This window comes from Pseudomonas sp. TJI-51 (assembly GCF_000190455.2).
Lineage (GTDB): Bacteria > Pseudomonadota > Gammaproteobacteria > Pseudomonadales > Pseudomonadaceae > Aquipseudomonas > Aquipseudomonas juntendi.
In genome coordinates, this window is record NZ_AEWE02000062.1 from 1 (window position 1) to 24,046 (window position 24,046).

The 24,046-nt window shown below is 57.3% G+C and carries 28 protein-coding genes, 1 tRNA gene and 1 pseudogene; 15 read left to right on the forward strand and 15 right to left on the reverse strand.

What is annotated here, in order from left to right:
- Nucleotides 1-335: 335 nt before the first annotated feature.
- From ltrA to G1E_RS13920, 8 genes and pseudogenes are all read right to left on the reverse strand, one after another.
- Complete coding sequence (gene ltrA, locus G1E_RS13890; protein ID WP_342782918.1) at nucleotides 336-1,886, reverse strand: group II intron reverse transcriptase/maturase; 1,551 nt, start codon at nucleotides 1,884-1,886, stop codon at nucleotides 336-338.
- 349 nt (nucleotides 1,887-2,235) lie between these two features.
- A complete protein-coding gene (locus tag G1E_RS13895) occupies nucleotides 2,236-3,771 on the reverse strand; it encodes an IS66 family transposase (protein WP_009682539.1) in 1,536 nt (511 codons plus the stop codon).
- Nucleotides 3,772-3,924: 153 nt separating this feature from the next.
- Nucleotides 3,925-4,149 (reverse strand): IS66 family insertion sequence element accessory protein TnpB, encoded by a 225-nt coding sequence (tnpB, locus tag G1E_RS13900; protein ID WP_009681691.1) that lies wholly within the window; start codon nucleotides 4,147-4,149, stop codon nucleotides 3,925-3,927.
- 279 nt (nucleotides 4,150-4,428) lie between these two features.
- Nucleotides 4,429-5,268 carry a hypothetical protein gene (locus G1E_RS28320; RefSeq protein ID WP_141744302.1) on the reverse strand — a complete coding sequence of 280 codons (840 nt, stop codon included), beginning with the start codon at nucleotides 5,266-5,268 and terminating at the stop codon, nucleotides 4,429-4,431.
- Nucleotides 5,265-6,572: an AAA family ATPase gene (locus G1E_RS13905; protein ID WP_009681514.1), complete on the reverse strand. Its 1,308-nt coding sequence runs from the start codon at nucleotides 6,570-6,572 to the stop codon at nucleotides 5,265-5,267. The genes G1E_RS28320 and G1E_RS13905 overlap by 4 nt, the downstream gene beginning before the upstream one ends.
- Before the next feature lie 274 nt (nucleotides 6,573-6,846).
- Entirely contained in the window at nucleotides 6,847-7,122 is a 276-nt protein-coding gene (locus tag G1E_RS13910) for a hypothetical protein (RefSeq protein ID WP_009682971.1), read from the reverse strand.
- Nucleotides 7,119-8,099, reverse strand: a complete 981-nt coding sequence (locus tag G1E_RS13915; RefSeq protein WP_033690440.1) for an integrase domain-containing protein — start codon at nucleotides 8,097-8,099, stop codon at nucleotides 7,119-7,121. The genes G1E_RS13910 and G1E_RS13915 overlap by 4 nt, the downstream gene beginning before the upstream one ends.
- Before the next feature lie 901 nt (nucleotides 8,100-9,000).
- Nucleotides 9,001-10,330 (reverse strand): annotated as a pseudogene (locus G1E_RS13920) (tyrosine-type recombinase/integrase).
- A 515-nt stretch (nucleotides 10,331-10,845) separates the two neighbouring features.
- Between G1E_RS13920 and G1E_RS13925 the strand changes: the two are divergent.
- Entirely contained in the window at nucleotides 10,846-12,054 is a 1,209-nt protein-coding gene (locus G1E_RS13925; RefSeq protein ID WP_009682974.1) for a site-specific integrase, read from the forward strand.
- Here the strand turns inward: G1E_RS13925 and G1E_RS13930 are convergent.
- Nucleotides 12,051-12,539, reverse strand: a complete 489-nt coding sequence (locus tag G1E_RS13930; RefSeq protein WP_009682975.1) for a hypothetical protein — start codon at nucleotides 12,537-12,539, stop codon at nucleotides 12,051-12,053. The genes G1E_RS13925 and G1E_RS13930 overlap by 4 nt on opposite strands.
- A gap of 184 nt (nucleotides 12,540-12,723) precedes the next feature.
- On the opposite strand from G1E_RS13930, the gene G1E_RS13935 reads away from it, so the two are divergent.
- The 4 genes from G1E_RS13935 to G1E_RS13950 all read left to right on the forward strand — a co-directional run bounded on the left by G1E_RS13935 (nucleotide 12,724) and on the right by G1E_RS13950 (nucleotide 14,109).
- Nucleotides 12,724-12,924 carry a helix-turn-helix domain-containing protein gene (locus G1E_RS13935; protein ID WP_009682977.1) on the forward strand — a complete coding sequence of 67 codons (201 nt, stop codon included), beginning with the start codon at nucleotides 12,724-12,726 and terminating at the stop codon, nucleotides 12,922-12,924.
- Nucleotides 12,924-13,295 carry a hypothetical protein gene (locus tag G1E_RS13940; protein WP_009682978.1) on the forward strand — a complete coding sequence of 124 codons (372 nt, stop codon included), beginning with the start codon at nucleotides 12,924-12,926 and terminating at the stop codon, nucleotides 13,293-13,295. The genes G1E_RS13935 and G1E_RS13940 overlap by 1 nt, the downstream gene beginning before the upstream one ends.
- 83 nt (nucleotides 13,296-13,378) lie before the next feature.
- Nucleotides 13,379-13,648, forward strand: coding sequence for a helix-turn-helix domain-containing protein (locus G1E_RS13945; RefSeq protein ID WP_009682979.1), 270 nt, complete (start codon nucleotides 13,379-13,381; stop codon nucleotides 13,646-13,648).
- Nucleotides 13,649-13,707: 59 nt separating this feature from the next.
- Nucleotides 13,708-14,109, forward strand: a complete 402-nt coding sequence (locus G1E_RS13950; protein WP_009682980.1) for a hypothetical protein — start codon at nucleotides 13,708-13,710, stop codon at nucleotides 14,107-14,109.
- A gap of 540 nt (nucleotides 14,110-14,649) precedes the next feature.
- Here G1E_RS13950 and G1E_RS13960 read toward each other — a convergent pair.
- From G1E_RS13960 to G1E_RS28695, 3 genes are all read right to left on the reverse strand, one after another.
- Nucleotides 14,650-15,351 (reverse strand): hypothetical protein, encoded by a 702-nt coding sequence (locus G1E_RS13960; protein WP_009682982.1) that lies wholly within the window; start codon nucleotides 15,349-15,351, stop codon nucleotides 14,650-14,652.
- Complete coding sequence (locus G1E_RS13965) at nucleotides 15,348-15,698, reverse strand: hypothetical protein (RefSeq protein ID WP_009682983.1); 351 nt, start codon at nucleotides 15,696-15,698, stop codon at nucleotides 15,348-15,350. The genes G1E_RS13960 and G1E_RS13965 overlap by 4 nt, the downstream gene beginning before the upstream one ends.
- A gap of 90 nt (nucleotides 15,699-15,788) precedes the next feature.
- Nucleotides 15,789-15,965 carry a hypothetical protein gene (locus G1E_RS28695; RefSeq protein ID WP_009682984.1) on the reverse strand — a complete coding sequence of 59 codons (177 nt, stop codon included), beginning with the start codon at nucleotides 15,963-15,965 and terminating at the stop codon, nucleotides 15,789-15,791.
- Nucleotides 15,966-17,247: 1,282 nt separating this feature from the next.
- Here G1E_RS28695 and G1E_RS28700 point away from each other — a divergent pair.
- From G1E_RS28700 to G1E_RS14015, 10 genes are all read left to right on the forward strand, one after another.
- Nucleotides 17,248-17,415, forward strand: a complete 168-nt coding sequence (locus G1E_RS28700) for a hypothetical protein (protein ID WP_009682986.1) — start codon at nucleotides 17,248-17,250, stop codon at nucleotides 17,413-17,415.
- 19 nt (nucleotides 17,416-17,434) lie between these two features.
- Entirely contained in the window at nucleotides 17,435-18,145 is a 711-nt protein-coding gene (locus tag G1E_RS13975; RefSeq protein WP_009682987.1) for a hypothetical protein, read from the forward strand.
- A gap of 10 nt (nucleotides 18,146-18,155) precedes the next feature.
- Entirely contained in the window at nucleotides 18,156-18,611 is a 456-nt protein-coding gene (locus tag G1E_RS13980; RefSeq protein ID WP_009682988.1) for a DUF5681 domain-containing protein, read from the forward strand.
- Entirely contained in the window at nucleotides 18,608-19,033 is a 426-nt protein-coding gene (locus G1E_RS13985; RefSeq protein ID WP_009682989.1) for a hypothetical protein, read from the forward strand. The genes G1E_RS13980 and G1E_RS13985 overlap by 4 nt, the downstream gene beginning before the upstream one ends.
- Nucleotides 19,011-19,223 carry a hypothetical protein gene (locus tag G1E_RS13990; RefSeq protein ID WP_009682990.1) on the forward strand — a complete coding sequence of 71 codons (213 nt, stop codon included), beginning with the start codon at nucleotides 19,011-19,013 and terminating at the stop codon, nucleotides 19,221-19,223. The genes G1E_RS13985 and G1E_RS13990 overlap by 23 nt, the downstream gene beginning before the upstream one ends.
- Complete coding sequence (locus G1E_RS13995; protein ID WP_009682991.1) at nucleotides 19,214-20,059, forward strand: hypothetical protein; 846 nt, start codon at nucleotides 19,214-19,216, stop codon at nucleotides 20,057-20,059. The genes G1E_RS13990 and G1E_RS13995 overlap by 10 nt, the downstream gene beginning before the upstream one ends.
- Entirely contained in the window at nucleotides 20,059-20,400 is a 342-nt protein-coding gene (locus G1E_RS14000) for a hypothetical protein (protein ID WP_009682992.1), read from the forward strand. Before G1E_RS13995 ends, G1E_RS14000 begins: the two co-directional genes overlap by 1 nt.
- Nucleotides 20,400-20,984 (forward strand): tail assembly protein, encoded by a 585-nt coding sequence (locus G1E_RS14005; RefSeq protein WP_009682993.1) that lies wholly within the window; start codon nucleotides 20,400-20,402, stop codon nucleotides 20,982-20,984. Before G1E_RS14000 ends, G1E_RS14005 begins: the two co-directional genes overlap by 1 nt.
- Before the next feature lie 97 nt (nucleotides 20,985-21,081).
- Complete coding sequence (locus tag G1E_RS14010; protein ID WP_009682994.1) at nucleotides 21,082-21,513, forward strand: hypothetical protein; 432 nt, start codon at nucleotides 21,082-21,084, stop codon at nucleotides 21,511-21,513.
- A 121-nt stretch (nucleotides 21,514-21,634) separates the two neighbouring features.
- Nucleotides 21,635-22,258 (forward strand): recombinase family protein, encoded by a 624-nt coding sequence (locus tag G1E_RS14015; RefSeq protein ID WP_009682995.1) that lies wholly within the window; start codon nucleotides 21,635-21,637, stop codon nucleotides 22,256-22,258.
- Here G1E_RS14015 and G1E_RS14020 read toward each other — a convergent pair.
- The 3 genes from G1E_RS14020 to G1E_RS14030 all read right to left on the reverse strand — a co-directional run bounded on the left by G1E_RS14020 (nucleotide 22,248) and on the right by G1E_RS14030 (nucleotide 23,836).
- Entirely contained in the window at nucleotides 22,248-23,207 is a 960-nt protein-coding gene (locus G1E_RS14020; RefSeq protein WP_256220445.1) for an FRG domain-containing protein, read from the reverse strand. The genes G1E_RS14015 and G1E_RS14020 overlap by 11 nt on opposite strands.
- Before the next feature lie 71 nt (nucleotides 23,208-23,278).
- Nucleotides 23,279-23,354, reverse strand: a tRNA-Thr gene (locus G1E_RS14025).
- 71 nt (nucleotides 23,355-23,425) lie between these two features.
- Nucleotides 23,426-23,836 carry a pilin gene (locus G1E_RS14030; protein WP_009682997.1) on the reverse strand — a complete coding sequence of 137 codons (411 nt, stop codon included), beginning with the start codon at nucleotides 23,834-23,836 and terminating at the stop codon, nucleotides 23,426-23,428.
- Between the last annotated feature and the right edge of the window lie 210 nt (nucleotides 23,837-24,046).

Genomic DNA, 24,046 nt, shown 5'->3' on the forward strand with positions numbered 1-24,046 from the left:
GTTGATCGGAGCATCCTTAGATCGCTCTAGCACATCATCTCGCTGCAGCTCTCTGGCTGAAGGACCGAAACCTGGAATCAATAACCTTGACAGTGCCATACCGGCTCCACCTCGATGACGATTGGCGGCCAGGATCCGAGCGCCCACGACTAAGAGTTGCTCAGCCAAGTGATTCCACTCATCTCCGAGAGCTAGCTCCATAGTAGCCAAAGCTGCGCTCTGCGCCTCCTTCCCTCGCTTCTGAGCATGTGCGATCTGAGCGTCGAGCGAGTCAATCGGTCGCGGTAGGAATGGCAGTCACCTGCCACCCCCCGCACAGATCCGTACGTGCAGAATTACCGCATACGGCTCCTGCCTTGGGTTTTGACGCCGAAACGGGTCATGGGATAAGGATGCATGGGTAGTTCTCGTGGATAGGGAATGAACAACCTTGCCAGTGCAATCATGCGTTCCCAGTTCAGGCGGTGTCTCTGACTCCGTCGTTTGAGGGCATGCCTCCATGCACCGATAACTTCACGGCGAAACGCATCAAGCCGCTTCGTGTTACCAGGTACGTGGTAGTAATTGCAGTAACCTGTGAACAGGCGATTCAGCCACTTTCCGATCACAGCAACCGGTTCGTGCCTACGCTTGTACAGTTGTCCGCGTATCTCTTGGAGTGTTGCTCTCATACGCTTGGCGATGGTCACCCGTCCGACCTCGAACATCCCATTCTTGGCTTGACTACAGAAATGCGTGAACCCGAGGAAGTCGAATGTTTCTGGTTTTCCTTCCCCACGCTTCTGGCGATCTTCCACCGCGAACCAGCCAAACCGCAGTAAACGAGTTTTCTCTGGATGTAGCGTCAGGTTGAATTGAGCGAGTCGAAACTCCAATGCATGGCGAAAACTCCATGCATCTTCACGCTTTTCAAAACCAATCACACTGTCGTCTGCATACCGCACGGCAATCATCTCACCCTTAGCGGTACGCCCACGCCATTGCCTGACCCATAAGTCCATCACGTAGTGCAGGTAGATATTGGCCAGCAACGGTGAAATGGGCGCACCTTGTGGTGTGCCCTGCTTTGCAGGAATTCGCTTTCCGTTTTCGAGAACACCTGTGCGCAGCCATCGTGCTATCAGTGCTAACACTCGTCTATCCGCAATTCGGTGTTGCAGGAAGCACATCATCCACTCGTGATCGATGGTGTCAAAGAACGCACGAATATCCACGTCCAATATCCACCGGATTCGAGCAGTCTGCACTCCTACCGATAAAGCATCCAATGCATCGTGTTGCCCTCGACCAGGGCGAAACCCATACGAGAGTCCAAGGAAGTTCGGCTCATAGATAGCGTTGAGCACTTGCACGACTGCGGCTTGGACGATCTTGTCCTCCAAAGCCGTTACACCCAGCGGACGCTCGCTGCCATCTGCCTTTGGGATAAATACCCGCCGAACAGGTTTGGCTCGATAGCAGCCACTGTGCACTTTGTCATGCAAGGCTTTCAGCTTCTCCTGAAGATCTTGCTCATACTCTCGCCACGATATTCCATCCACACCACAAGCCGCGTCTCGCTTGAGATTATGGAAACTCTCGCGCAATAGCTCGACCGTTACGTGGTGCAGCAGACTCGTGAACTTGACCCGGCGATCAAGCCGGGCTGCTTGACGTACAGCGAGCAACCCTGACAACGCACTTGTCCGGCTCTGCGTCCGGGATGCGGAAGGCTGTTCACTGTTCCCCTTGGCTAACTCCCTTTCCTCCATCACCTCCGCCGGGGCAAGCCCATTGTTCGGCAACTTCTCAGGTACTACGGAGCTATCCGACTTCTCATCCGCGTGGACGGCAGACTTTTGGCGTGTGGCCTTTCCTGCCCCGTCTGGCTTGTCACGACCAGACACGAATGAGATCTCCCAGCTTCCGTGCAGTTGACTTCCCAGCATGCTCAGGGTCTACGACCGCGCAGGGCATGATGCATGACTTGCGATTATCGTCATGTCCACTGTGGCCTTCCGCTTCGCATAATAGCGTCGGCGCCCCGGACTCATGTTTTCGCGGCTCAATGGCTGGCCTGCTGGTTTCCCCTGCCAACACTTCACCGTACACCTCACGGGGCACAGCGCATGACTCGGGGTCGAGGTGTTTCGCCATAACTTCTCTCGTAGGGACTTTCACCCTTTATCAACTGCCAGCTTTGCTGGCGTACTAAGCGCTCCATGAACCCCACCTATCACAGGATGGGGCAACCGGTTACCGTCGCATCTCTGGCGAGCAGTTCCACGGCAGCAGCGCTTCGTAGTCCTCTAACGACGAGGCATACGTCAACCGCTCCAAAACGTGGCGCAGCCACGTATAGGGCTCCTGGCCGTTGGCCTTCGCGGTCTCGACCAAGCTGTAGATCTGCGCACTGGCAGTCGCGGCCTTGGGCGTGTCGCTGAACATCCACGCCTTGCGCCCGATCACAAATGGCTTGATCGCACGCTCTGCCAAGTTATTGTCGATCGGTAAATGGCCGGCCTCGACGTAGCGTTCCAACCGGCTCCAGTTGTTTGCCAGATAGTGCACAGCCTTGCCCAGCACGCTTTGCGGTGTGACTTGTGACTGCGTCTTGTCCAGCCAGCTTTTCAACTGGCCGAGGACCGGCAGGCTTCTTTCCTGGCGACCGATGAACCGCTGCTCATCGCTGACATCCTTGAGTTCACGCTCAATGCCGTACAGCTTGTTAATCATCGCCAACGCCACATCGGCCCGTCCCGTCTTGCCCTTGGGCTGCACTTTCTGCGCTTCGACGAACTTACGCCGGGCATGCGCCATGCACGCCAACCGTTCAACGCCGGGCTGTAACGCCAATGCGTTGTAACCGGCGTAATCATCGGTCATGACATAACCGCGATAGCCCTCCAGCAGGCGCAACGGCACCTCCTGCGCACGGCTGGTGGTGTAGTCGAACAACACGACTTGTCGATCAGGTGGCCCACTGGCCTGCACCCACATCCAGGACTGGCTGGTCGGGTCACGATCCGGTTCCTTGAGCACCTGCACCCGCGTTTCATCGCAGTGAATCACGGGGTTTTCCAACAACCGCTCACGCATCAGGTTCAACAACGGCTGGAAGTGCTCGCTGCACTGGATCACCCTGCGGGCCAGGGTTTGTCGAGGGATCTCGATACCGTGCCGGGACAGCACGCTTTCAAAACGGTGTAGCGGCAAGCCATCGACGTACTTGGTAGTCAGCAGCATGGCCAGCACGCTGGGGCTGGCCATGCTTTTTTCGATCAACTGGGCCGGCTTGTCGGCGGTGACCGGCGCCGTTTCACAACCACGGCAACAGTAGACCTTGCGCACATGCTTGAGCACACGGATCTGCATCGGCACGATATCGAGCTGCTCGCTGGTTTCCTCGCCGATGACATGCTTGCGGCAACCGCAGGCGCAAGTCAGTTCGTGCTCGGGCAAGTCATGGATGACTTCGATACGTGGCAGATCAGCCGACAACGGTTTGCGTTTGCCACCATGTCTGACTGGGGTAACGACTTCTTCGTCCGAATCCTCAACCACAGCCAACAACAGCTCGCTTTCCGGTTCGTTGAACATTGCCAGTTGCGGTGTATTGGGATCGACCGTTTGCTCGGATTTGCGGTTGAACAGCCGATCACGCAACAGCTTGATCTGTTCTTTCAGGTCGACGATGTGGTCCTTGTCGACCGTGCGCTCGGCCAGCAACTGCGCAAGCAGTTGCTTGAGCACGGCAGGGTCATCAGGAAGATCATCGGGCGCTGGAATCATGGCCCGGATTATACCGGGTCAGGCGACGAAGCGGGGTGTCAGAACCTGATGTGGACGGTTGCGCCAGAGGTCGAAGCCGTCGAGTAACCAGTTAAGTTCCTGGACGGTCAGGACGATGGCTTCGTCGGTCGCGTCGGGGGAAGTTTTGAAACGTTAGGCTTCGAGGCGCTTGAGCCACAGGCAGAAGCCGTTGCGCTCCCAATAGAGGATCTTCACGCGATTGCGCGGCTTGTTGAGGAACACGAAAAGAACCGGGTCGAACACGGCCACCTTGATATCCAGTTCAACCAAGGCTGCGAGGCCATCGATGGATTTTCGGAAGTCGACGGGCTTGGGGTAGAGATAGACTTTTTCGACTTTGGCGTCGGGGCGCATCATCGTCGGCAGGCTCCAAAAAGAAATCGGGAGCACAGCATCGGGGATCAGGTAAGCGCTTTGAATGTGGGGTTTATGGAGCGATTACGCGGTGCACATCACCCGTCCACCTTCCAATAAGGAGACCTAAGGCGTAGTAACTGTTCGCTATGGGTCGGTAGTGCCTGTCACGACTGGCAAGCTGCCCTTCACCACGGGCAGCTAAGGCCTGAAGTAGCTACTCATCTGAGGCTGTATCCACCCCATGTCGGCTACTAATCCAGGCTAATAAAATACGTATTACTAGATCAGGCGCTGCCGCCTCATAGCCAATAATTCGGAATAACTCATCCCCAACTTTTCCTTTACAAAGCATCGCGCAACCGCTGCGTAAGGCTCTTTACTACGGCATTCGTCCAGCATGGATCTCAATGCATTATTTTGCGCGGCGATATTGTTGTGCTTTAAAGCAACGACAAACTCTTTGAATCTTCTGTGCAACTTAGCTCCCTTGGTGGCTCGCTGCACCTCTAAAGATTTACGGTCAAGTCCGCAGACATCGATTGTAGCAACACCTTGTGGTGTCAGCCCGCGAATTTGCCCAGTATGTGCATCGAACTCAAAGTGGCGCTCTGGGTTTAACTTAAAAGGATTGATAAGTAAGGCATTTTCAGTAGACAGTTTAGCACTACGAGTCGCCCTTGTACCTGCCACAGGAAATTGGTTTTTCTTCCATATAGAATTGCACCGATTACAGCTCAGAAGATAATTGCTCCACTTATATGCCAGCCACCAATATCCTTCGGTCGCAGGTCCAACTTTGATCCTGCCCGGGGGCTGCCCTCCAAAGTCATCATGATTTTTCGCGGGGCTGAGCGATTGACAATACGCTTTGGGGCGGAAATGCTCTACATCACCAGGACTGCCGGAAATAGTAGGCGTTTCGCAGTAAGCACACTTTCCGTTGTACTGTGGCAAAATGAAATGGTGCTTGTATTTTCCCCAATGATTCGGAAAGTCTTCTTCTTTGTATATTGATACGGCTTTGGGTATGGCTCGCGCCAGGAGAGCCTTGACAGCGGTCTCACTTGATTTTACCAGGCAAGCTGGCTCCACTGGGTGCCGCCCCTTCAAGGCAATCATTTCTGTTTACTCATTTTTTTGAGACGCTTGCTCATCGCATCCGCTACCAGCTTTTTTTCTTCTGCTGGAGGTACAGAGTCAACCTGTGATGCGCGGCGCATGTCCAAGTCAGCTTGCGCTATGTCGTCGAGCTGAGATGGTAGGAAAGACTTTATGCGTTGGCGTACCTTAGGCTCCAATTCCTTAAGCAGTTTCTTATCGCCATGCTGAAAGGCCTTGCGATACCGATTTAGCAGTCTTTCGCTAGCGCTGTCTAGCGTAGAAGCCAAACCGAACCACTCGCCAAGAAGAAGTTCATTCGCTCCTCGACCATCCGGCGATGGCAATGCATCAGGAATTAACTCAGCGACTGCGTTATGCAGTCTAGTGGCAAAAAGCTCACCGGGTTTCGTATTGACTATCGCTAATGGTGAATGTGTGGTTGCAATGAACTGAATGTTTGGCAAGAGGCGTCGCAGGGTGGAAATAAGTGTTCTTTGCCATCTCGGATGTAAGTGCTCATCCATCTCGTCGAGCAACACGATGCCAGCCAACTTCTGCGAAGCGTTCCAGCGACCAGCTTTTACGCAGTTTCCCATGAGGTCAAGTAACCAGCTACCGGTTCCCCTATAGCCATCACCCAAAGCGTGAAATGGCATCCCACCCCAAGGCCCGTGGATAACCACCTGCTCAGCCGTAATGTCCAAAGCGTGATTTGGGTTGAGCCCCCATAACTTCCAGAGATAGCCTTTCATCTCTCTCAATGGGTCATCTGCACTTTCTTTTCTCTGTGCAGCCATCAAAGCAAAATCTCGAAGTATAGACTCCGGCTCCAATAACCCTGCTCTGTCATTGAATAGCGTCATTAGAGAATTTCGCAGAGCATACTGACTATGCATACGTCCGCCAATCCCTCGATTGGAACCGTAGCCGCAGACAAATATATCATTCCACTTAAAACCAGAGTCGCTTACATCTTTACTAATACTTACTCCACCGTGCTCGTCCGGTTTCAGCTCGGTGGTGATAGTAATCTGTTTCGAACTGCTATCCCGCAAAGTGATAATGATCTTGCTTGACGGTGCGTAAATCCCTCTTTTGTTCATTCGGATAAATTTTCCGGGTAACAGCGCCAAGAGCTCGCTAGAGGTCACCTCATCACCTAGCCCAAGTGCTATCGCCCGGAGTATCGTGGTCTTACCGTGTCCATTGTCGCCGATGAAAACGGTCCACTGTCGGTGCTTCTTTCCTTCCTCAAAGGACAGCGAAAAGTCTTTGAAGCCCCGAATATTGCTGAACTGAATGCTGGAGAGGTATAGGGCCACGAAAGCTCCTTTAGGTGGTGCACTGTGGTTCGTCAAAGACGAAATTTCGCGCAGCGAAGTTTACTGGCATCATGGGTGTAAACGCCATACAAACACATTTCTTCTCGACACATCGACAAAGTGCTTCCTACTTATCACTTTAGACTGAACCGACCACCAAGCCACATAGGTGGGCCTCTGGTTGAGTGTTCGCTTCTGGCCGTCAGCTACCCTCCGCCAACGGCAGCTTCGGGTCGATTGCTGCCAGTCGTGCATATCAAGAGCAGTACCTCGCTCAGAGGTTGAACACCCATGCTTTTTGCAAACGACGGACGAGCAGCCGCACAGTCAGCAGATAGTAATACCGTATCGCCTCGCTGCGTAGATTTAGGCGATGCTCAAAAAACCAATCCACATGCTTATTCTGCCAAGCCCAAGGCGTCTGTCGCTGCCAACGCTCTGAGATTTCTGCTTGGATGACTCTCGCTTGCCGCAAATGGCGTTGTTGTGTGGAGTGCGATCCGGTCAGCACCGCAGCCAAGAACAGCTCCATATCGAATACCTTATTCATCTGCGACCTCCTACATAGGCAGCGACAACGTCGATCCGACCGTGCCCCAGCTCATAGCTGATTTGCCGCCGAGCCTTGCGATCAAGGTGCTGATTTATCTGGCAGCATTGGCCGCCGTTGATGGGCGCACGGTGCTGGGTGATTTGCTCGTAGCGCTCACATGCGTACGCCGCTCGTAGCTCATGGAAGCCTCTGAGGTTGTGTGCATGCAGGATGGCCCGCGCAGGGCGAATGGCTACTTGCAGAACATTCAGATAGCTTTCGTGTGGCGCAATTAGGTTGCGGCTAGCTGCAGGCGACACTTGCCGTGCGAATCCAAGTGCACCTCGAACATGGTCGTCCACCGCAATCCAACGTGGTGCCGAGGCGCCGGCGCGGCCGCCTTTGGTGCCATCCTGAATGTTGATCCTGCCTAGGTCCGCAGCCTCACGGCTCAGCCGTGGCAGGTCAGCCAAGATGGCCTCACGTAAGCGCATGCCGGTGGCTCGCGCCAACAGAACGACCGCGGCGGCCCGCAGTTGATGATGGCGGCAGAGCACATCGACGATCTGTTTAACTTGTTCGCGGCCTTGGCCCTGCGGCACCGTCTGGCGAACCCCAGTGCGCTGCATACTCAACGCCTTGCTCGGACTTGGTAACTTCACGTATTGATCACCGCGAAGCGCCGCCATGGTCCTGTTAACGCTGGATAGCCGGTTTTGCGCGGTGCTGACGGCGAGATTGCCGCGCTTAACAATGTCGCGCAGATACGCCGCGTAGTCGGCCAATACCTTCCGATCAATCTCCCGCGCATCATTGATACCGGACCCTTGTTCGGAGCGGCACCACTTTACGAATGCCAACCACCGGTCACAGCGCGCCTTGACCGTGCCGTAGTGGCCGCCGCCGAACATGTCTTTCAGCGCTTGTGGACCTGCATAGCTCAGTTGCCTGCCGTACCCAAAATTGCGGCCATCCCGCCTACCTACCAATGCCATGTCGATCACCTCATCTGCTGTTCTCCGATCCTCGCCCCACGTTATCCCGCCAAGAATGTTGAGTGTTATCAGGGATCAAGGCCCCTGCGACCTGTGGGGAATATCCTCTACGCGGGACTGGCGGCTCCTTACGTCCGGGAGCAAGGGCATCTCATGATCTGGCCTCCTGAACACCGTTGCCGGTGGGCGGGTGGAGGCAGTGCTGGCTGACTAAACCAGCGCCTGAAGATCCTGAGCCGGGTGAACGCAGCAATGCGATGACCGGGGCATGCCTGACTGTCAGTTAGGTGCAGTCCATCCCTTGGTCTGCGGCACCATCATCTACAAGGCTGTTGCTGGTGACATCTGCGTTTGTCACGCCGATTGTCACGAGGGGGAATGCCGCAAAGCCTTGTGCGATCAGGGCTGCAGCAGTGGTAGAAGTGCCCGTCTCTTTCCAGAAGAAAGAGACGGGCACAAGTTGGCGCAATATTCGGCCAAGCGGATAGGTTGCTGCAGGGCAGCGAGGTACGAGGTGTTGTCTGGCGCACAAGGGCCATGATCAGAAGTAGGCATCCATCACCGGGGAGGTGACCGGGCGAGCTGCCGGACGCGAATCGCCATTTGGGGGAGAACCACCGCGGGAGCGGAGTGACCTTGAAGGTTCGGGTCACCTGGGGTGCTGTCATCGACAGCGCTTGCACGGCCAGTTCTACGCCTGTGGGTAAACCCGGTCAAGGGTCGTAATTCATCGTTAATAGGGATGTGAAAAGCGGTTATCCACCGGTGGAATTCCGTGGCAACCCCCGGACAACGTCGTAGCTTTTAGCTTTGCAAAATGAGGTCCATCCAAACAGGGCGGCTTTGCAGCCCTGTTTGGATGGACCCGCGTGAAAGAATAGCCAGCGCCGATCTTGCAGGCTCACCCGCGATTGAATGCGCCATGATCATTTGGCAAGGCGGTGACGTTGTCGCCTACCGGATGGGCAAACTCATGCGGGGTGATATGGCCCGATCTGTTGGCATCGATGTAGTTACTCCACCACGCCATGATCAACCGACGCTGCTCCAGAAATTGGGCCTTGTGGATATACGCGGCGCGCACGCGGTTACGCTCCTGATGGCTCATCTGCCGCTCAATCGCCGCGTCCGTCCACAGCCCTGACTCGAGCAAGGCACTGCAAGCCATGGCCCTGAATCCATGCCCGCACACATCCTTGGTGGTGTCGTACCCCATATTGCGCAGCACCTGGTTAACCGTGTTCTCCGACAAGGGCTTCCAGTACCTGTGATCACCGGGCAACACCAGTTCAGAGAAGCGATTCAAGCTGCGCAGCCGTTCAAGTATCTCGATGACTTGAGGCGACAGCGGCACTATCTGAATGTCACCACTCATCTTGGTCCCGCGTGTGGAATAGCGGACGCCTTCAATCGGCTTGCGGGTATCGGGGATCTCCCACATCGCCCGTTGCAGGTCGAATTCATCCCACCGGGCGAAGCGCAATTCACTGGACCGCACGAACACATGCAGCGTCAGCAGCACTGCGAGCCGAGTCAGTTCGCGACCGGTGTAGTTGTCGATTCGATCCAACAGTTCAGGAAGGCGGTTTAGCGAAAGTGCAGGACGGTGCACGGTACGCGGCGCTTGAATCGAGCCGGCCAGATCGAGCGCCGGGTTTTGAGTGATCTGCCGCGCCCGCTTCGCTCCCCGCATGATCGTGGATAGATAGTTCTGCACACGCAGCGCAACATCCATCGTGCCGCGATCCTTAATTCGCTGGGTGACCTCAAGCAGATCATGGGTATCGAGTTCAGCGATAGGCCGCTGGCCGATCAGTGGAAATACATGCGTGCGCAACCTGCTAAGCACCGTCTTGGCATGGCTCTCAGTCCACCGTCGGGACATTTCGACGTGCCACTCCAGGGCAACGGTTTCAAAGAGAAGGCTCGCCCGCTGGGCAGCAATCTTGGCCTTCTGCTTTTCTTCCATCGGATCAAGGTTGTCGAGCAACAGAGCCTTGGCCTCATCGCGCTTGGCCCTCGCGACGACCAATGAAACGATGGGGTACTTGCCGATGATCAGCGTGCCTTCCTTGCCGTTGGGTTTGAAATACCGCAGCCGCCAAGTCTTCGAACCACTGGGTGCGACTTAAAGGTACATGCCCCCCGCCGTCGAACAGTTTGTAGGCCCGATCACGCGGTTTGGCCGTGCGGCATTTGAGGTCGCTGAGCGGGATGGATAGGCGTGCCATAGGGGCACGTTCTCCACTCAGGAAAGACGCTGTACCCCAAAAAACACCCTCGGTTATTGGGGATTTAGTTGGTTCCCGACGGAGGGTCTTGGAGACGAAAAACCGGCCAGAAGGGTAATGCCTGTCAGTTGAGCGTTACTGGGGCTGCTTTGCAGCCCTTCGCGGGCATGCCCGCTCCCACACGTTTGGCGGTGAACGCAAGAAATGCGCGACCCCTGTGGGAGCGGGCGTGCCCGCGAAGGGTCGCAAAGCGGCCCCAAATTACTTAACTGACTGGCATTAGCCATAAGGCCGGTTTAGAGGGCTTCCAAAGCATTCAGCGCAATGCAGTGGAGCTGGATGTGGTGCCGGAGACAGGAATCGAACCTGCGACCTTCGCGTTACGAGTGCGTTATGACGCCCAGCAATTACAGGGCAAACCCAGCATTCATTGGGGCATATCGTCCAGTTGAGTCCGCCGAGACAGGTCCGTATAGTCATTTTTGCTGTCACCCTGCTGTCACGGACGCCAACCCATGAAAACCAAGATCACCGCCAAAGTCCTCTCCAGCATCCAGCCCCAGGAGAAGGCCTACCGCATCCACGACACCGCTCAGCCAGGCCTGTCGATCAGAGTTCTGCCCAGTGGCCACGCCAGCTATATGGTGACCTGGGGCCGGAACCAGGCCGCCACCCTGGGCCGGGTTGGAATGATGACCTTGGACCAGGCGCGCACCGAGGCTGCTCGCTGGCTTGCTGAGGCCCACGCCCACGGCGCGCCGCTGGTGGCAGCCAAGAGCAAGCGCCGCGCCGCTCACACTCTCCAGAGCTATCTAGAGGAAAGCTACTACCCGTGGCTGGAGACCCACCACAAGGCCCACCAGAAGACGCGACACGCAATAGAGTACAGCTTCGGCGCATTGATGCGTAAACCGCTGGCAGAAATCACCCAGCGCGATCTGGAGGCTATGCGCGTGAAGTGGCTGGCTGCCGGCCTGAGGGATGCCACCGCCAACAGGAAGCTAGCGGCGCTGCGCGGCGCGCTTTCCAAGGCTGTCGAGTGGGGCGCGCTCGAGCAGCACCCGATGACCAAACTGAAGCCGATGCGGCTCGACACCCGCGCCCGGGTTCGATTCCTATCCTCGGAAGAGAACCGGCGACTGCGCCAGGCGCTGGACGACCGTGAGGAGCGCATCAGGGACGAGCGTGACAGCGCCAACCGGTGGCGTAGGGAACGGAAAAAGGCCGAACTGCCGGACCTGCGAAAGGTGGCGTTTGCTGATCACCTGAAGCCAATGGCCATCATCAGCCTCAATACCGGCCTGCGCCGAGGCGAGTTATTTAATTTAACTTGGGCTGATATCGATCTTGGGCAGAAGACACTGACAGTGGTTGGCGAGGGTGCCAAGTCCGACCAAACTAGGCACATTCCACTGAACAAGGAAGCTCTACAAGTTATCAAAGGGTGGAAGGCCCAGTCTAATGGCCTCCCCCTGCTCTTCCCAAGCCAAACCGGGGGAGTAATGGATAACGTCAAAAAGTCTTGGGATGGAGTACTGAAAGAATCGAAAATAAGTTCATTCCGATGGCACGATCTACGCCACACCTTCGCGTCCAATCTGGCTATGAAGGGCGTGCCGCTGAATACGATCAGGGATCTGCTGGGGCACGCCGATCTCAAAATGACGCTGCGCTATGCCCATCTTGCTCCGGATAGCAAGGCGGCGGCAGTGGAATTGATCTAAAATACTACGTCCAGATCTTTGGTTCCCATGGGCACAATCGTAGATGCCCCTTTGTGTTTCTCTACGAACCGTAAAAGTTCATCCCACATAAATCTCAGATTATCCGAATGAATCATCTTAGGGTCATCACCAAATGATCCATCTGGATACAGATTCCAGAACATTTCACTGACTTTAATAGTTTCCCAAATACGAAGCTCGTCGTAAGTAAGCGCTTCAGGCAAGTATTGCGCCATATTTACTAATCTAATCGAGTCATCTGTTGACCAGATCGCGTCAAGTGCCGTACCAAGATCGAGGGCCTTAGAGTCGATTTTTTGATTCGCTATCGCCTGAGAGATCGACCACTCGATAACGGCGGTAAGGGACCTCTTCTGAAGTCTCCCCATAATATCCAAAGCAAACTTAATTTTAGGGTCAATTCGAATCCCCACACTTACGGTCGTACTTGTCTCGCCAGTGCGCTTGCTTGTCTTGGTTGCCATTCCACACCTAAACCCTATCGATTTTGGTCAGATCAGCTGACCTGATGACCATAGCTTGCGTGACGCGAAATTCCATGTCAATCCGAGCGAATTTGCAATCGTCTAGCATTTGCTTGCACGTTAGAATTAAGCGATGTAGCCTAGCGATACCTGGCAGCAGCCAGCTAGCACCTTGGAGACAGGTATGGAACAAGCACAACAGGTTGCCCCGCTCTCAGTGGGAGTGGAGGAAGCTGGTCGAATCCTGGGGATTTCCCGATCGGCAACTTATGAGTTCATCGCATCAGGCGAGCTCAAGACTTTCAAGATCGGTCGCCGCCGCCTGGCGCTGATGTCCGAGCTGAAAGCGTTCATTGAGCGCGCGGCAAAGGAAGGTGAGCGCTGATGGCTCGGGACAAGCAAACGCCAAAACTGGCGCTAGTGAAGAATGGTGCCGAGCCAGTGTTAGAGGCACTGGCCCAGCGTGCCGCAAAGCAATTTGGAAACCACTCGCAGCGCCTCGATTCTACCCATCCGCCCGCATCGGGCGCCACCCCTTACCGACCCACCTATGACGACTTGCGCGAAGCCGTAGACGAAGCTCACGCAATGCTCAGCCTTTTGGCTGCGGGTATGCGGATGATCGCCAGCGGTTACGGCAGTGCGCAGGAAGTCAGAAAGTTGGCCGGCTCAACGGCGAAGGCAGCAGCTACCAGCCAGCATTACTTGGGGCGCCTGCTTGAGGGTATTGCCGCATCTGAAGGGAACGCCAGTTAGGCGGAGGGAGAGCGGGGATATCAAGTAATGGCCCAAGGCGGTGCACCACCACCACCTGGGCCCAACCCCTAAAAGGAGTCGATATGACGACCGAAACTATCGCAGATGCAGATCTGCCTGACAATCACTCTACGGCGGCTCAGGCCAAGCGGATGATCGCCGCCTTGCGCCAAGGCCCTGTCTCGTCCATCGAGGCGGCTCAGAAGCTGGATATAGTCCACCCCCCGTCGACGATCCGGCATCTGCGCCGCAAGAGTTGGGGCATCCTGACCCAGTGGTGCTACCAAGCAGCAGGCCCGGGGCTACCACCTCACCGGGTTGGGCAATACGTCCTGACCAAAGAAATCGACTAACCCAATAGCCCGGGGCGCGGATAAGCACCGCGCCTCGGCGCTTGTGCGTGAGCTTGTGAATGGCCAAGAAGAAGACAAGGCGCGACTCCGACTGGGGAGGGCGTGGCGCGTACATGATCCCCAGGCTGCTCGGGGAGCACTCGGACTGGATGACCATGACAGGCTCCGAGTATCGCGTCATGTTCCTGCTGATAGCGCAATACCGAGGTAACAACAACGGCGACCTGGCCGCCACCGAGAGCATGATGGAAGCCCGCGGAGGAATGGCGAAGAACACGCTGCGCGCCGCTCTTGAGGGACTGCAGGAGCGGAATTTGATCATCAAGACGCGTAACAACTACCGAGGCGAAAGCGGCATGAACCCTTCTCTTTACGCCCTAACGTGGATACGTATTCATGAGTGCCCCGGAAAGCATCTTGAGATTGGCCCGACTGAACGACCGCTGAGGAGCCTGGCGTGAATTCGATTTTGGCACGGTCAATTTTTGATCCGTGTAGGGTCAATTTTTGAACCCTTTATTTCCGGTTTCATCCGGTTGTGTTTCAGGATTTCTTGGAAGGGATCAGTTTTTGATCCGTTCCCCAGTGTTTCGACCACTTGAACGGGTCAATAACTGATCCCCTTTATAACTATTACCACCACCAGGAAACAGAATGAGCCAGATCAGCACAGCACTCGTACGGTGCCGGTGGCAGGCTGACCACCAATGCAAGAAGGCTGGAGGGTACGCATTCTTAGTCTTCGACTGGCTTCCATGGACCACGAAGGGTATGTGTCGCGAGTGCGCCAGGTTCGCCGCACCGCAGCTCATCACCCAGGCGGCGTTTCGCGTGCAGGGCGCCCTGCAGCTGGTGATAGACAACAGTCAGAGAGCAGCCTGATGATCCAGATCTGGACCATCTTCCCCACAACGAAAAGGGCACCACCCCGGATCAGGGTAGTGCCCGCAGCGACGATGATCACTGAGCTGAGGTTTCAGCCGAGCCTAAAGCTCTTTGGTCTACCTTGCGCGGACCCGACTGTCTCGACGGCGGATGCGTTGACGCTCGATCACTGCCGGTGACACGTTTGGCCCGACGAATGCTGCCAAGTCAACGCTGCACAGCATAGACGCCGGAATTGACGTGTATTGGCCACCGGGCAGAACTCGGGGAGACCTACGGATTCGCGGTGTGTGTTTGTTGAGCAGCTCCAGGTCAGCTTGCATCTCGTCCTGCATACGCTTGCCTGCCTCCCCCAATGGCACTGCCTCGCCTGGCCGCACCTGAGCCCAGGCATAACGGTCGGCCAACATCTCGTTGACGCGGGTGAACACTTGGTGGCACCGGTCGCGCACTTCTGGATCGGGGATGGCGAAGATGTCCCACACCCTAAAGTTGTCGAGGTGGTGCCCAATCTCATGGTGAAAGACGAACGAATAAATCTCGTCGTCTTCCAGGGCCGCCCAGTCCAGTTCGGGCCTGATCGCTGAGCGTAGTACTGCAGCGTTTATACTGGTGGCCAGCTTGATGACAATTCGCTCGTCATACGACTGCTGCTCAGCCGCGGCGGCATCGCGCACGATCGACTGCGCCCAGCAGCTGTACAAACCCCAGCTCTCGCCCATATTGGTGAAGGTGTCCAGCGCAAGGCCAACACCGTTCTGCTTGGCCTGCTCGGCGAACTGGCGATACTGCTTCCGAGTGATTCGCAAGATGCTCATACCACACCCCCGTCAACGGCAATTTCACCAACTACGCCGTGCGATGCGCCCAGGCGTCTGTGCGTCCAGCAATAGTTGCTGCTGAAGGTCTGGATTTGCTCAAGGTGTCGCGCAATATCGCTGGCCATTGGGTTTTGATAGCCACCCATAGCAGGGATCACGAATCGGAGCAGGATCTTTGCCAGCTTTGCGTGCTCCTGCCGGGCGAAGTTCATATAGGCCATATCGCGCGCATCTATGACCGCCTCGCCCAAGACCTCACCTTCAATCACTACCGACTTTGGGAGTCGGCTGGCATTCTGATGTTGGCCTTGTCGCGTGCTACTGGTATCTTGTTTACGTTGCATGACGTGTCCCTCAAAGGTCGTCGTGTGATAGGCCCTCCCGGTGTTCGAGCACCGGGTTGGCCACCTTCAAATGTGGGGAAATCCCACCCTTTACTGCTTGCCAGCCTCTTTCTCTTTGACCTCAAGCCCCGTCTGCACCAGGGCTTTCATGGCCGCCGTTCTGCTCACCTCTACCCCCGTCTGCTTGGCGACTCTTGCGGCGTATGCGTCTATCCGCTCGATCAACTCAGGGGGGAGCCTCATCGTTACCGTTGGCGTGTTGGCCATCTAGCACCTCTCTCGTTTCGTTGAGACAACTGTAAGACAGTGTCTTACACATGACAAGGGGTAGGGTGAAGTTTTTTTGCACCCCTCTCGATGGGGTGACCAAAGTGACGCAGCCTCACTCTGTCCGGGCGAGATAACCCAAAGGCTCGGGACACCTGCCCTACCGATCTGGGAGGCCAGGCAACGCCGGGCGACTCTTCCTCAAATTGAGGATGTATCCATTTCTGGATGGACCAGGCCGATGCGTCCAAAGCGGGACAGATCTCTGCGGGAGCGGGCCGCCGAGATGTGAGCAAAGGTCCGCGCATCTTCGTAGGAGCGAGGTATGGTGATAATCACCACACCTGCCGCGGTGAGTTGTGCTCAAACCTGAGCACATCCCCAGCCCGGCGAAATGCCCTCAGATTTCAGGACATTTCCCAAGGCTGGCCAACAACCTCCGCGAAACTACCAATATCGATCGACTCGACGAGCGCCAGTGTGTGGAAAGCGACACGCTGTGTAGAAATCGACACGGTGGCATTCGGCTGAAAATTCAGCCGATCCCCTTTCGTGACCTTCTCGTAAAAGACCTGGGCGGGAATTCCCGCTTTGAAGTCCGGTCCTCGGACCACCAGCCGAGGCAGACCATTTCGTCTGTTTCGGACCTCCAGGCCTGACTGGTGCTTCCTGCCCCTGACAGCAGGCTGGAGCAGGTAATTGTGACGGTGGATCACTTTTGAGCCATGGGGGTCATCGAAGTGCGACCCCCCTTTCAAGTCTGCTGCTGGGCAGAGTTGGCCGATGTATGGGTGGCGTTTCACCACCCCATAGGCCGATGTGAGGAAATCCCACTTCGCTGCAGCAGGCCGGGTGCGGGGCGCGATTTCAAATCGAACCCCTCCTGCTCGCCGGGTATTCCCCCGTTGGGGGTGAACGATTCGTTCACCTGGTGGCCGGGGGTGTCCTCAAAAATGAGGAGCCGATAACTACCCAGCTATTGGGTAGTTCGCGCGCCACAAAATGGAGAGGTTCGGTTTCGTGGCGCGATGTTTCCACCGGCGGTGTGAACCTGGCCATACCTCGAAAATTTCGTAGTTTGGCGGGTCGTATCACTTAGGGTTTGCGCAATATAGTGCAACGAAAATTGCCCTTTCAGAGGCCTGGAAATCAGGCTTGTTTGTCCCGTTCTGTCCCGTTGCGTGTATCACCCTAGGTGTACCCATAAAGCACTGGATAGAAAGCCAGATACGGCCTAATTTGACCTCTGCAAGGCTTTCAACAGCTATCAGAGGAATGCCCCATGACAGCCCCCACCAAGGCCCGCGGCCAGCAGATCAAGCCAACCATCGCCGAAGTGAATGCGGCCTGGGCACGCCTGCGCGCTGCCGCTGGGAAAGGTGACGTGCACGCCAATGCACTGCTGATCGCGCTCACTGAGCAGCGACCAGTAATGAGCCTCCCGGCCTGACCTCACCAAGGAGAACCATATGTTCGAGAAGATCACCACCATCGTGAACGGCAGGGACCGAATCCTAGCCATCTGGCAGGGCGACCAGACCAGCGAGCTCTACAACATCGCCAAGGCTGCAGGGCGCGAGGTTGAGCACACCGCCCTGCGCCTCGGCCGGATCACCAGCGACACCCGCCTGAGCGCCGAAGCGAAGCGCGATGACCGCAAATCAGCTGGCGTGGATAGCCTGCGCAGCCTGGCCAAGTTCTCGACGCGCCTGGAGGCGCTGCGAGGCGACTATCAGCAACGGATGAATCGCCTGCTGGCCGTGACCCCATATCGCGATGGCGACACTGCTACCCCGCTGATCGATATGGAAATTGCTCGCAAGCTGAGCTCCATGGACGACGCGAGCGCGCGCCGCTTGGTGCTGCTCACTGGCGAGCAGCCGCGACTCACCGATGCCGTTTTGCGCCTTCCTCCCTTCCTGTCTGGGCTGAGTGACGCTGAGCACCGCCGCATCGCCAACGTCACTCTGGAGCGTGCAAACCCAAAAGCGTTTGCCCTGATCACCCAGGAAGGCGAAGACCTCGACTCAGCAACCAAGGCAGTTAACAAGGCATTCCGCTTAGTCGTAGAGGTCACTGGTGCAGAACTAGTGGCACAGATCGAGGCAGCAGGTGATCGAGCTGAGTTCTTGGTCAACGCCGCTCCTGAGGTAATTCGCGGCCTGAGCGGCGCAGCGTAGGGAGCGCGCATTGAGCCAGAACGACGAAGGCCTGGACGCTCTGCCAAAGCCCGCGCGGCGCCGAGGAGACGGCACTTTCGCGCCAGGCCACAGCGGCAACCCAGGCGGCCGCTCAGGCCAGACACAAGCCATCCGGGCACGCCTCGCGGAGGGCGCTGAGGCGGTGACCAAGAAGGTGATGGCCGCTGCCAAGAAAGGTGATATGCAGGCGTGCCGGTTGATCCTTGAACGCCTGGTGCCGCCAATCAAAGCCATTGCTGAGCCCGTGCTGTTCGACCTGGATGACTCCGACCTGCCCAGCGCGGCGAAATCCATCCTGCGGGCCATCGCTTCCGGCGAGTTGCCGCCGGATCAAGGGCGGCACCTGATCGAAGCCCTCAGCTCCGTTGCCAAGGTGATTGAAGTGGAGGAGCTGCAGAAAGCCGTCGAAGAGCTGCGGGAGCAGATTGAGGAGATGCAGCGATGAATGCGCGCAGCCTTCGTTCCGAGGTGAAACGCCTGGCAGCAATCGTTGGAGCAGATGAGGAGCCGGTACACCTGGTGACGCTGACCGTTGTGGATGCATCCGCCGAGCAGATGGATTTCCCTGATGACACGGGCCACGTCCTGGCATATCGCGTCCAGGGGCGTCCCGCATCGTTCTTCTTCCCCTTCTCGGCGATGAGCAGCGCTCAGGCAGAGGAGCTAGCCCTGGCGATTGTCCAGCACGCCCGAAAGACCGAGCGGCTGGGTCGCAGGAGCCCGGCCGGACTTCTCGATATGACATTCCCCACACCTGGAGCAGTTACGGCCGAACAGCTCCCGGCAGGCGTCTCCATTCCCGATTACGCGGCAGCCCTCTATCAACAAGCCATCGAGGCACGACATGAGCACGCGCAAGCGCATTGATGGCCTGCGCAGGCAGGTCTCCACCCTGAGCGAGGACCAGACCGTGATGGAAATCAGCAAGATCATGGATGAGCTCAGCGCCGCGGCCGCCGGCGGAAGCGCCGCCAAGACGAACGACCTAGCAACCCTGTTCTCCGATCTGGAGGCAGAGCAGAAAGCCACCCCAAAAGGAATCGAACCATGCAACTGAATCACGCTGTAGGCACCCTCACCCGCATCGGCGGCGCGAGCGCCTTCGTAAACGACTTCGTCCAGTATCAAGGCCAGAACCTGCCAGGCACCAAGTGGGCGCTCTGGCCGAACGTCGGCCCACTCATGCGCCTACAGAACCTGATCATGGATCAGCACGGGACCGCGCTCGCCAAGGCTCAGCGAGTCCGGGAGAACGTCGATCTGACGACCGCGGCCAAGGCCCGCCAGTCGCTCGACGTATACACCCTCTTCGCCGACGCGGCTAAAGCGGCTCTGCCCAGCATCGCCGAAACAGCGACCAACCTTCACACCTTCGCATCCACCCAGTTGCTGCCCGTTCAGCCACTGGCGACGACTGACGCAGCGGGCGCGGCGATGGATGCCGAGTGCAGGGCCTATGTCTATGACCTGAACTCGAAGGACCGTAGTGACCTGATGGCCGAAATGCGCCAGGGCCGGGAGCAGCGCATCACCGCAGCAATCCTGCGCGGCCCCGCACGTCTCAGCGGTTTCTCCAATCAACAGCTGATCCAGCTCGGCGCCGCCGGCATTGCTGTCCATCACGCTGATGCCGTGCTGACGCTGGGCCGCCTGGCGGGTGGTATGCGCGACCTTCTGCACATGGTGCAGACCCTGGGCAATGACGTCATCCGGGCCGGGGTAGAGCTGGACAGCAAAACAGCAGAGATCGGCTCTCTGACCAGAATCAGCCAGGGCCTGGTGGACCTGATCGAATGGCTTAAGCCGATTCCGCTGGAACTGCCAAGCAATACCCCTCTTCCGCTTGAGATGGCTGAGCGGATGAAGCAGCAGGCCTCTGTGGAGGCGGCCTGATGAGCTACAAAGATCGATTCAGCGAAGCGTGTAAGATCGCCGACTTCGCCGTCAATCCCATAGCTGTGAGCGGCTATGACGTCTGGAATGTGCAATGCGTGCAGCGTGGTCGCCACGTCGACATAGACGGCCCATTTTTCACCGAAGAAGAGGCGCGCATCTCGGCCGACCTACTGCGCGGGTCTTACCGCGGGGTGAAGGCGGTATCGGCCTGCCACTGCGCCGCCTGGAACCCTGACCCTGCCCGTGAGAAGGCTATCCGCATCCAGGGCCTGCAGAGCCGCGAGATGCTAGCTCGCCGCCTGGGCGTCTGCTTACCAATGCCACAGGAGAACGTCTGATGGCTGCTATCGCGATCAACCCGATCAGAACGACAGTAGAAATGTCCGGCCCCTTGGGCAAACGGTTTCCAGGCGAGCGGCAGTACCAGCTGGACACCGGATCTACCAACGAGGTTTTCAGCGCGCTTCGGGCAACGCTCGACGGGTTTGCCGAGGAAATCAAGCGCCTCGATGCGCTTGGTATGAGGTTCGCAATCTACCGTAACGGCAAGAACATTGGCGAAGGCGAACTCGGAAGGGGCGGTACTCGCCGATTGCGGATCGTGCCAGTGATCGCTGGCAGCAAGCGCGCTGGACTGCTGCAAACCATCGTGGGTATCGCCCTGCTAATCGCTGGCCCGTTCACCGGCGGCGCCACGTATGGCCCAGGTATTGCGCTCGTCGCCGGCGGCGTCATCCAGATGCTCAGCCCCCAAGCCAAGGGCCTGTCTCAAAGCGCCGCCCCCGAGAACCTGTCGTCGTACGCCTTCGGTAGCGCCAAGAACACCACCGCCAGCGGCAACCCCGTCCCGATCTGCATCGGCGAGCGCCGCTGGGGTGGCGCGATCATTTCGGCCTCCATCGAGGCACAGGACAAGGCCTAGGGCCGATTCAGCTTACAGACCGCCTTCGGGCGGTTCTTTTTGCCCGCGAAATGCGGGATTGGTTCGTATAATGCCCTCTCCAGCAAGAGGACGAGAAATGCACAGGATCATGCTAGCGGTCGCCGCAACCGCGCTCATCACCGGATGCACCAGCGACCCCGTTGACCCGGCCAAAGCAAAGGTAGTTCCGCATCAACGGCTCTACTCCCACCAAGTCAAGGTTGAGTCAGGCGCCAAGCTGGTGATCACTCGGGATAGCGGCTACTGGGCATCTGGCGGATGTATCGCGCAAGTGCTCATCGATGGCAAGAAGGCGGCACGGATGGATACCGGAGAGGTTGCGACGTTTGAGGTCAGACCTGGCCGTCATTTCATCGGCATAGATGGTGACGATGAGGGTAGCGGCCTGTGCGCAATGCAGATCGGACAGCAGCTCAAGGAGATCACCACCGAGATTTCCGCCGGCGAGGTGCAGCGCTTTCGGATCACCGGCCAGAACGGTGTCGACATTAGGCCAAGCTCGATCTGACCTTATGGGTATGCCTAGGCTGATACGGGCAATTTGACCCTTTATCAGCCTTTTCGCTTGAAAAGTAACACCCAAAATGCAACAGTATTAGGACAACACCCTAACTGATACAGGTTGCACTATGTTCATCCGCGCCTACCTCCGAGCATCCACTGACGAGCAGGATGCCGGCCGCGCCCGGGCCTCCCTGGAAAAGTTCGCCAGCGACCATAACAAGGTCATCGCCTGCGAGTACCTGGAAAACGCCAGCGGCGCCGCTGCGGATCGACCTGAGCTGCTTCGCCTTCTGAAGGATGCCCGTAAGGGAGACGTGCTGCTGGTCGAATCCATCGACCGCCTCTCCCGCCTACCCGCTGATGACTGGGCAAAGCTCAAGGGGGCGATCGACGCCAAGGGCCTGCGAATCGTCGCGCTCGATCTGCCCACCAGCCATCAGGGTATGCGAGACACACAGGGCGACGAGTTCACCGGCCGGATGTTGGCCGCGATCAACTCGATGCTGGTGGAGATGATGGCGGCGATCGCCCGGAAGGACTACGAGCAGCGCCGTGAGCGCCAGGCCCAGGGTATCCAGAAGGCCAGGGCGGCAGGCAAGTACCAGGGCCGCCCGGTGGACGAGGAGTTGCATAAGCGGGTAAAGGAACTGCTTGGCGCCGGCCTGGGCATTCGGGCCACAGCTCGGCACGCGAACTGCTCCACCACTACGGTGCTACGAATCAGAGACGCGAAGCACATTATCGCATGACGATAGTTTCCGCATTCCATCGCTCGTATGCAGCATCGCGAAAAAGATCATCTACCACCGCGCGCCCGGCCCCATCGGCAGAAGGGTAGATATTCGCTGCGCTGAATCCCGCTTTGGCGCACAGTTGCATCAACCGCCCCGACTCGAGGACAGGGATAGTCAATTTCACGAGAGGGATGGTGGCTATATCTTCCAAAAATCCCTCCAGACCATTCGCAGCGTCTAGCGCTGGGCTCGCTGTATGCGGATGGACGGTAAAAAGTCCCTTCTGGGCAGCCAAGTTCGGGCTCACGGCTCCGGGCGAACGATGGATTACAATATTCGGATGCAAGCCAGCCTGGCTACGATTCAGCGCCCACACAGCCAGCCTGTCATCAGGGGACCAAGTCTTGTACAAAGCTAGCGCGCCGCTTGCGGCAAAATAGGCGGCGGTGAAGGCCTTTTGCGTCCAATCGAGAAGACGCGTTGGCACTCCATGATGCTGAGCGAGGGCCATGAGATCCAAGATCTCCGCTGAAGGCCACTTCGACGGGCAACGCCGGTACTCGGTAGCTGCTCCGGGATCTAGAACGACATTCCTAAGATATTGGGAATCTCCGCTGATCTGGATGCCTACGCTATCGCAATGGTTGGCGAAGCGACGAAGAATCGCAATTTCATGAAAGAGCAGATCCTTCCCAGTCTCCAAGGCATCGCTTGAACCCACCGGCGGATTAGCTCTAGATCGGAGCAAAGAAGGTATCAACATCCAGCTTGAATCAGCTTGCCCCCGATAAATGTAAGAACCATTGGGGAGTAAGGTGCTGGTAGGAGACAAGGCGAGCCACAGATCATCAGCAGTCTCAAGCTGAATCTCTCTGAACGAAGGGTGCTTCCTGCTCAATTGGTGATTCTCCCTCAGCAACTCACAGTGATCTGTAGGCCCTGAAAAAAGTGGAGAAACACCCATCACTTGCTGTCATCCTGCTGTCACAGCCTAAATGATGATGCTTCGAAAAGAGTGCAACCCCTTGATTTTACTGGTGCCGGAGACAGGAATCGAACCTGCGACCTTCGCGTTACGAGTGCGCTGCTCTACCGACTGAGCTACACCGGCGTGTAGCGCAACGTACCACTGCTCGCACCTGTTACGCAAACCCCTGTTTCCACTACTTTATTGCCCTGCCCTCAGACCCCCTTGCAGCCCTTCGGCGCCAGGTCTTCTTCGATGTCGGTGGTGCACGCCCAGCCCGTTGCCGAGCGGGTCAACGTCAGGGCCTTGCCCAGCACGGTGGCCGGTGCGTCCACCAGGGTGCACACCAGGCTGCCGCTGCTATCGGCCGCCTTGCCGTTGGCGGTGATCGCGCAATGGGCCGTTGCCGGCTGGCCGCCCAGTTCGGCTACGCCGGCTACATTCTTGCCGTCGTTCAGGCGCAGGTCCATCGCCGTTTTCAGGGCGCTGATTTCCAGCAAGCCAGCCGCAGCCTTGGAGCGGGCCTGGTGGTTGGTGTACATCGGTAAGGCGATGGTCGCCAGAATGCCGATGATCGCCACAACGATCATCAGTTCGATCAGGGTGATACCGCGTTGCCCTTTCATGAACAGTTTCCTTTTTGATACGCGTACTCGTTAGGGTCAATCTCGCCCCAAGCGACAGCGGCGCAGTAGGCCTGAACAGTCACCTTTTGTCACCCCTGCCTGCTTGGGCTTCATCATCGCTGAACTACTCTAGTGAGCATCATGGACGCGCGCCCTGGCATAGGCGCGGCAAGCTGTTTCCAGGCTTGTCGCACGGGCAACAAAAGGACC

What these genes read in the sequence shown, in the direction of transcription:
- G1E_RS13895 (WP_009682539.1), bottom strand. Translation starts at nt 3,771, where the DNA reads ATGATTCCAGCGCCCGATGATCTTCCTGATGACCCTGCCGTGCTCAAG.
- tnpB (WP_009681691.1), bottom strand. Translation starts at nt 4,149, where the DNA reads ATGATGCGCCCCGACGCCAAAGTCGAAAAAGTCTATCTCTACCCCAAG.
- G1E_RS28320 (WP_141744302.1), bottom strand. Translation starts at nt 5,268, where the DNA reads ATGATTGCCTTGAAGGGGCGGCACCCAGTGGAGCCAGCTTGCCTGGTA.
- G1E_RS13910 (WP_009682971.1), bottom strand. Translation starts at nt 7,122, where the DNA reads ATGAATAAGGTATTCGATATGGAGCTGTTCTTGGCTGCGGTGCTGACC.
- G1E_RS13915 (WP_033690440.1), bottom strand. Translation starts at nt 8,099, where the DNA reads ATGGCATTGGTAGGTAGGCGGGATGGCCGCAATTTTGGGTACGGCAGG.
- G1E_RS13925 (WP_009682974.1), top strand. Translation starts at nt 10,846, where the DNA reads ATGAAAACCAAGATCACCGCCAAAGTCCTCTCCAGCATCCAGCCCCAG.
- G1E_RS13930 (WP_009682975.1), bottom strand. Translation starts at nt 12,539, where the DNA reads ATGGCAACCAAGACAAGCAAGCGCACTGGCGAGACAAGTACGACCGTA.
- G1E_RS13935 (WP_009682977.1), top strand. Translation starts at nt 12,724, where the DNA reads ATGGAACAAGCACAACAGGTTGCCCCGCTCTCAGTGGGAGTGGAGGAA.
- G1E_RS13940 (WP_009682978.1), top strand. Translation starts at nt 12,924, where the DNA reads ATGGCTCGGGACAAGCAAACGCCAAAACTGGCGCTAGTGAAGAATGGT.
- G1E_RS13945 (WP_009682979.1), top strand. Translation starts at nt 13,379, where the DNA reads ATGACGACCGAAACTATCGCAGATGCAGATCTGCCTGACAATCACTCT.
- G1E_RS13950 (WP_009682980.1), top strand. Translation starts at nt 13,708, where the DNA reads ATGGCCAAGAAGAAGACAAGGCGCGACTCCGACTGGGGAGGGCGTGGC.
- G1E_RS13960 (WP_009682982.1), bottom strand. Translation starts at nt 15,351, where the DNA reads ATGAGCATCTTGCGAATCACTCGGAAGCAGTATCGCCAGTTCGCCGAG.
- G1E_RS13965 (WP_009682983.1), bottom strand. Translation starts at nt 15,698, where the DNA reads ATGCAACGTAAACAAGATACCAGTAGCACGCGACAAGGCCAACATCAG.
- G1E_RS28695 (WP_009682984.1), bottom strand. Translation starts at nt 15,965, where the DNA reads ATGGCCAACACGCCAACGGTAACGATGAGGCTCCCCCCTGAGTTGATC.
- G1E_RS28700 (WP_009682986.1), top strand. Translation starts at nt 17,248, where the DNA reads ATGACAGCCCCCACCAAGGCCCGCGGCCAGCAGATCAAGCCAACCATC.
- G1E_RS13975 (WP_009682987.1), top strand. Translation starts at nt 17,435, where the DNA reads ATGTTCGAGAAGATCACCACCATCGTGAACGGCAGGGACCGAATCCTA.
- G1E_RS13985 (WP_009682989.1), top strand. Translation starts at nt 18,608, where the DNA reads ATGAATGCGCGCAGCCTTCGTTCCGAGGTGAAACGCCTGGCAGCAATC.
- G1E_RS13990 (WP_009682990.1), top strand. Translation starts at nt 19,011, where the DNA reads ATGAGCACGCGCAAGCGCATTGATGGCCTGCGCAGGCAGGTCTCCACC.
- G1E_RS13995 (WP_009682991.1), top strand. Translation starts at nt 19,214, where the DNA reads ATGCAACTGAATCACGCTGTAGGCACCCTCACCCGCATCGGCGGCGCG.
- G1E_RS14000 (WP_009682992.1), top strand. Translation starts at nt 20,059, where the DNA reads ATGAGCTACAAAGATCGATTCAGCGAAGCGTGTAAGATCGCCGACTTC.
- G1E_RS14005 (WP_009682993.1), top strand. Translation starts at nt 20,400, where the DNA reads ATGGCTGCTATCGCGATCAACCCGATCAGAACGACAGTAGAAATGTCC.
- G1E_RS14010 (WP_009682994.1), top strand. Translation starts at nt 21,082, where the DNA reads ATGCACAGGATCATGCTAGCGGTCGCCGCAACCGCGCTCATCACCGGA.
- G1E_RS14015 (WP_009682995.1), top strand. Translation starts at nt 21,635, where the DNA reads ATGTTCATCCGCGCCTACCTCCGAGCATCCACTGACGAGCAGGATGCC.
- G1E_RS14020 (WP_256220445.1), bottom strand. Translation starts at nt 23,207, where the DNA reads ATGGGTGTTTCTCCACTTTTTTCAGGGCCTACAGATCACTGTGAGTTG.
- G1E_RS14030 (WP_009682997.1), bottom strand. Translation starts at nt 23,836, where the DNA reads ATGAAAGGGCAACGCGGTATCACCCTGATCGAACTGATGATCGTTGTG.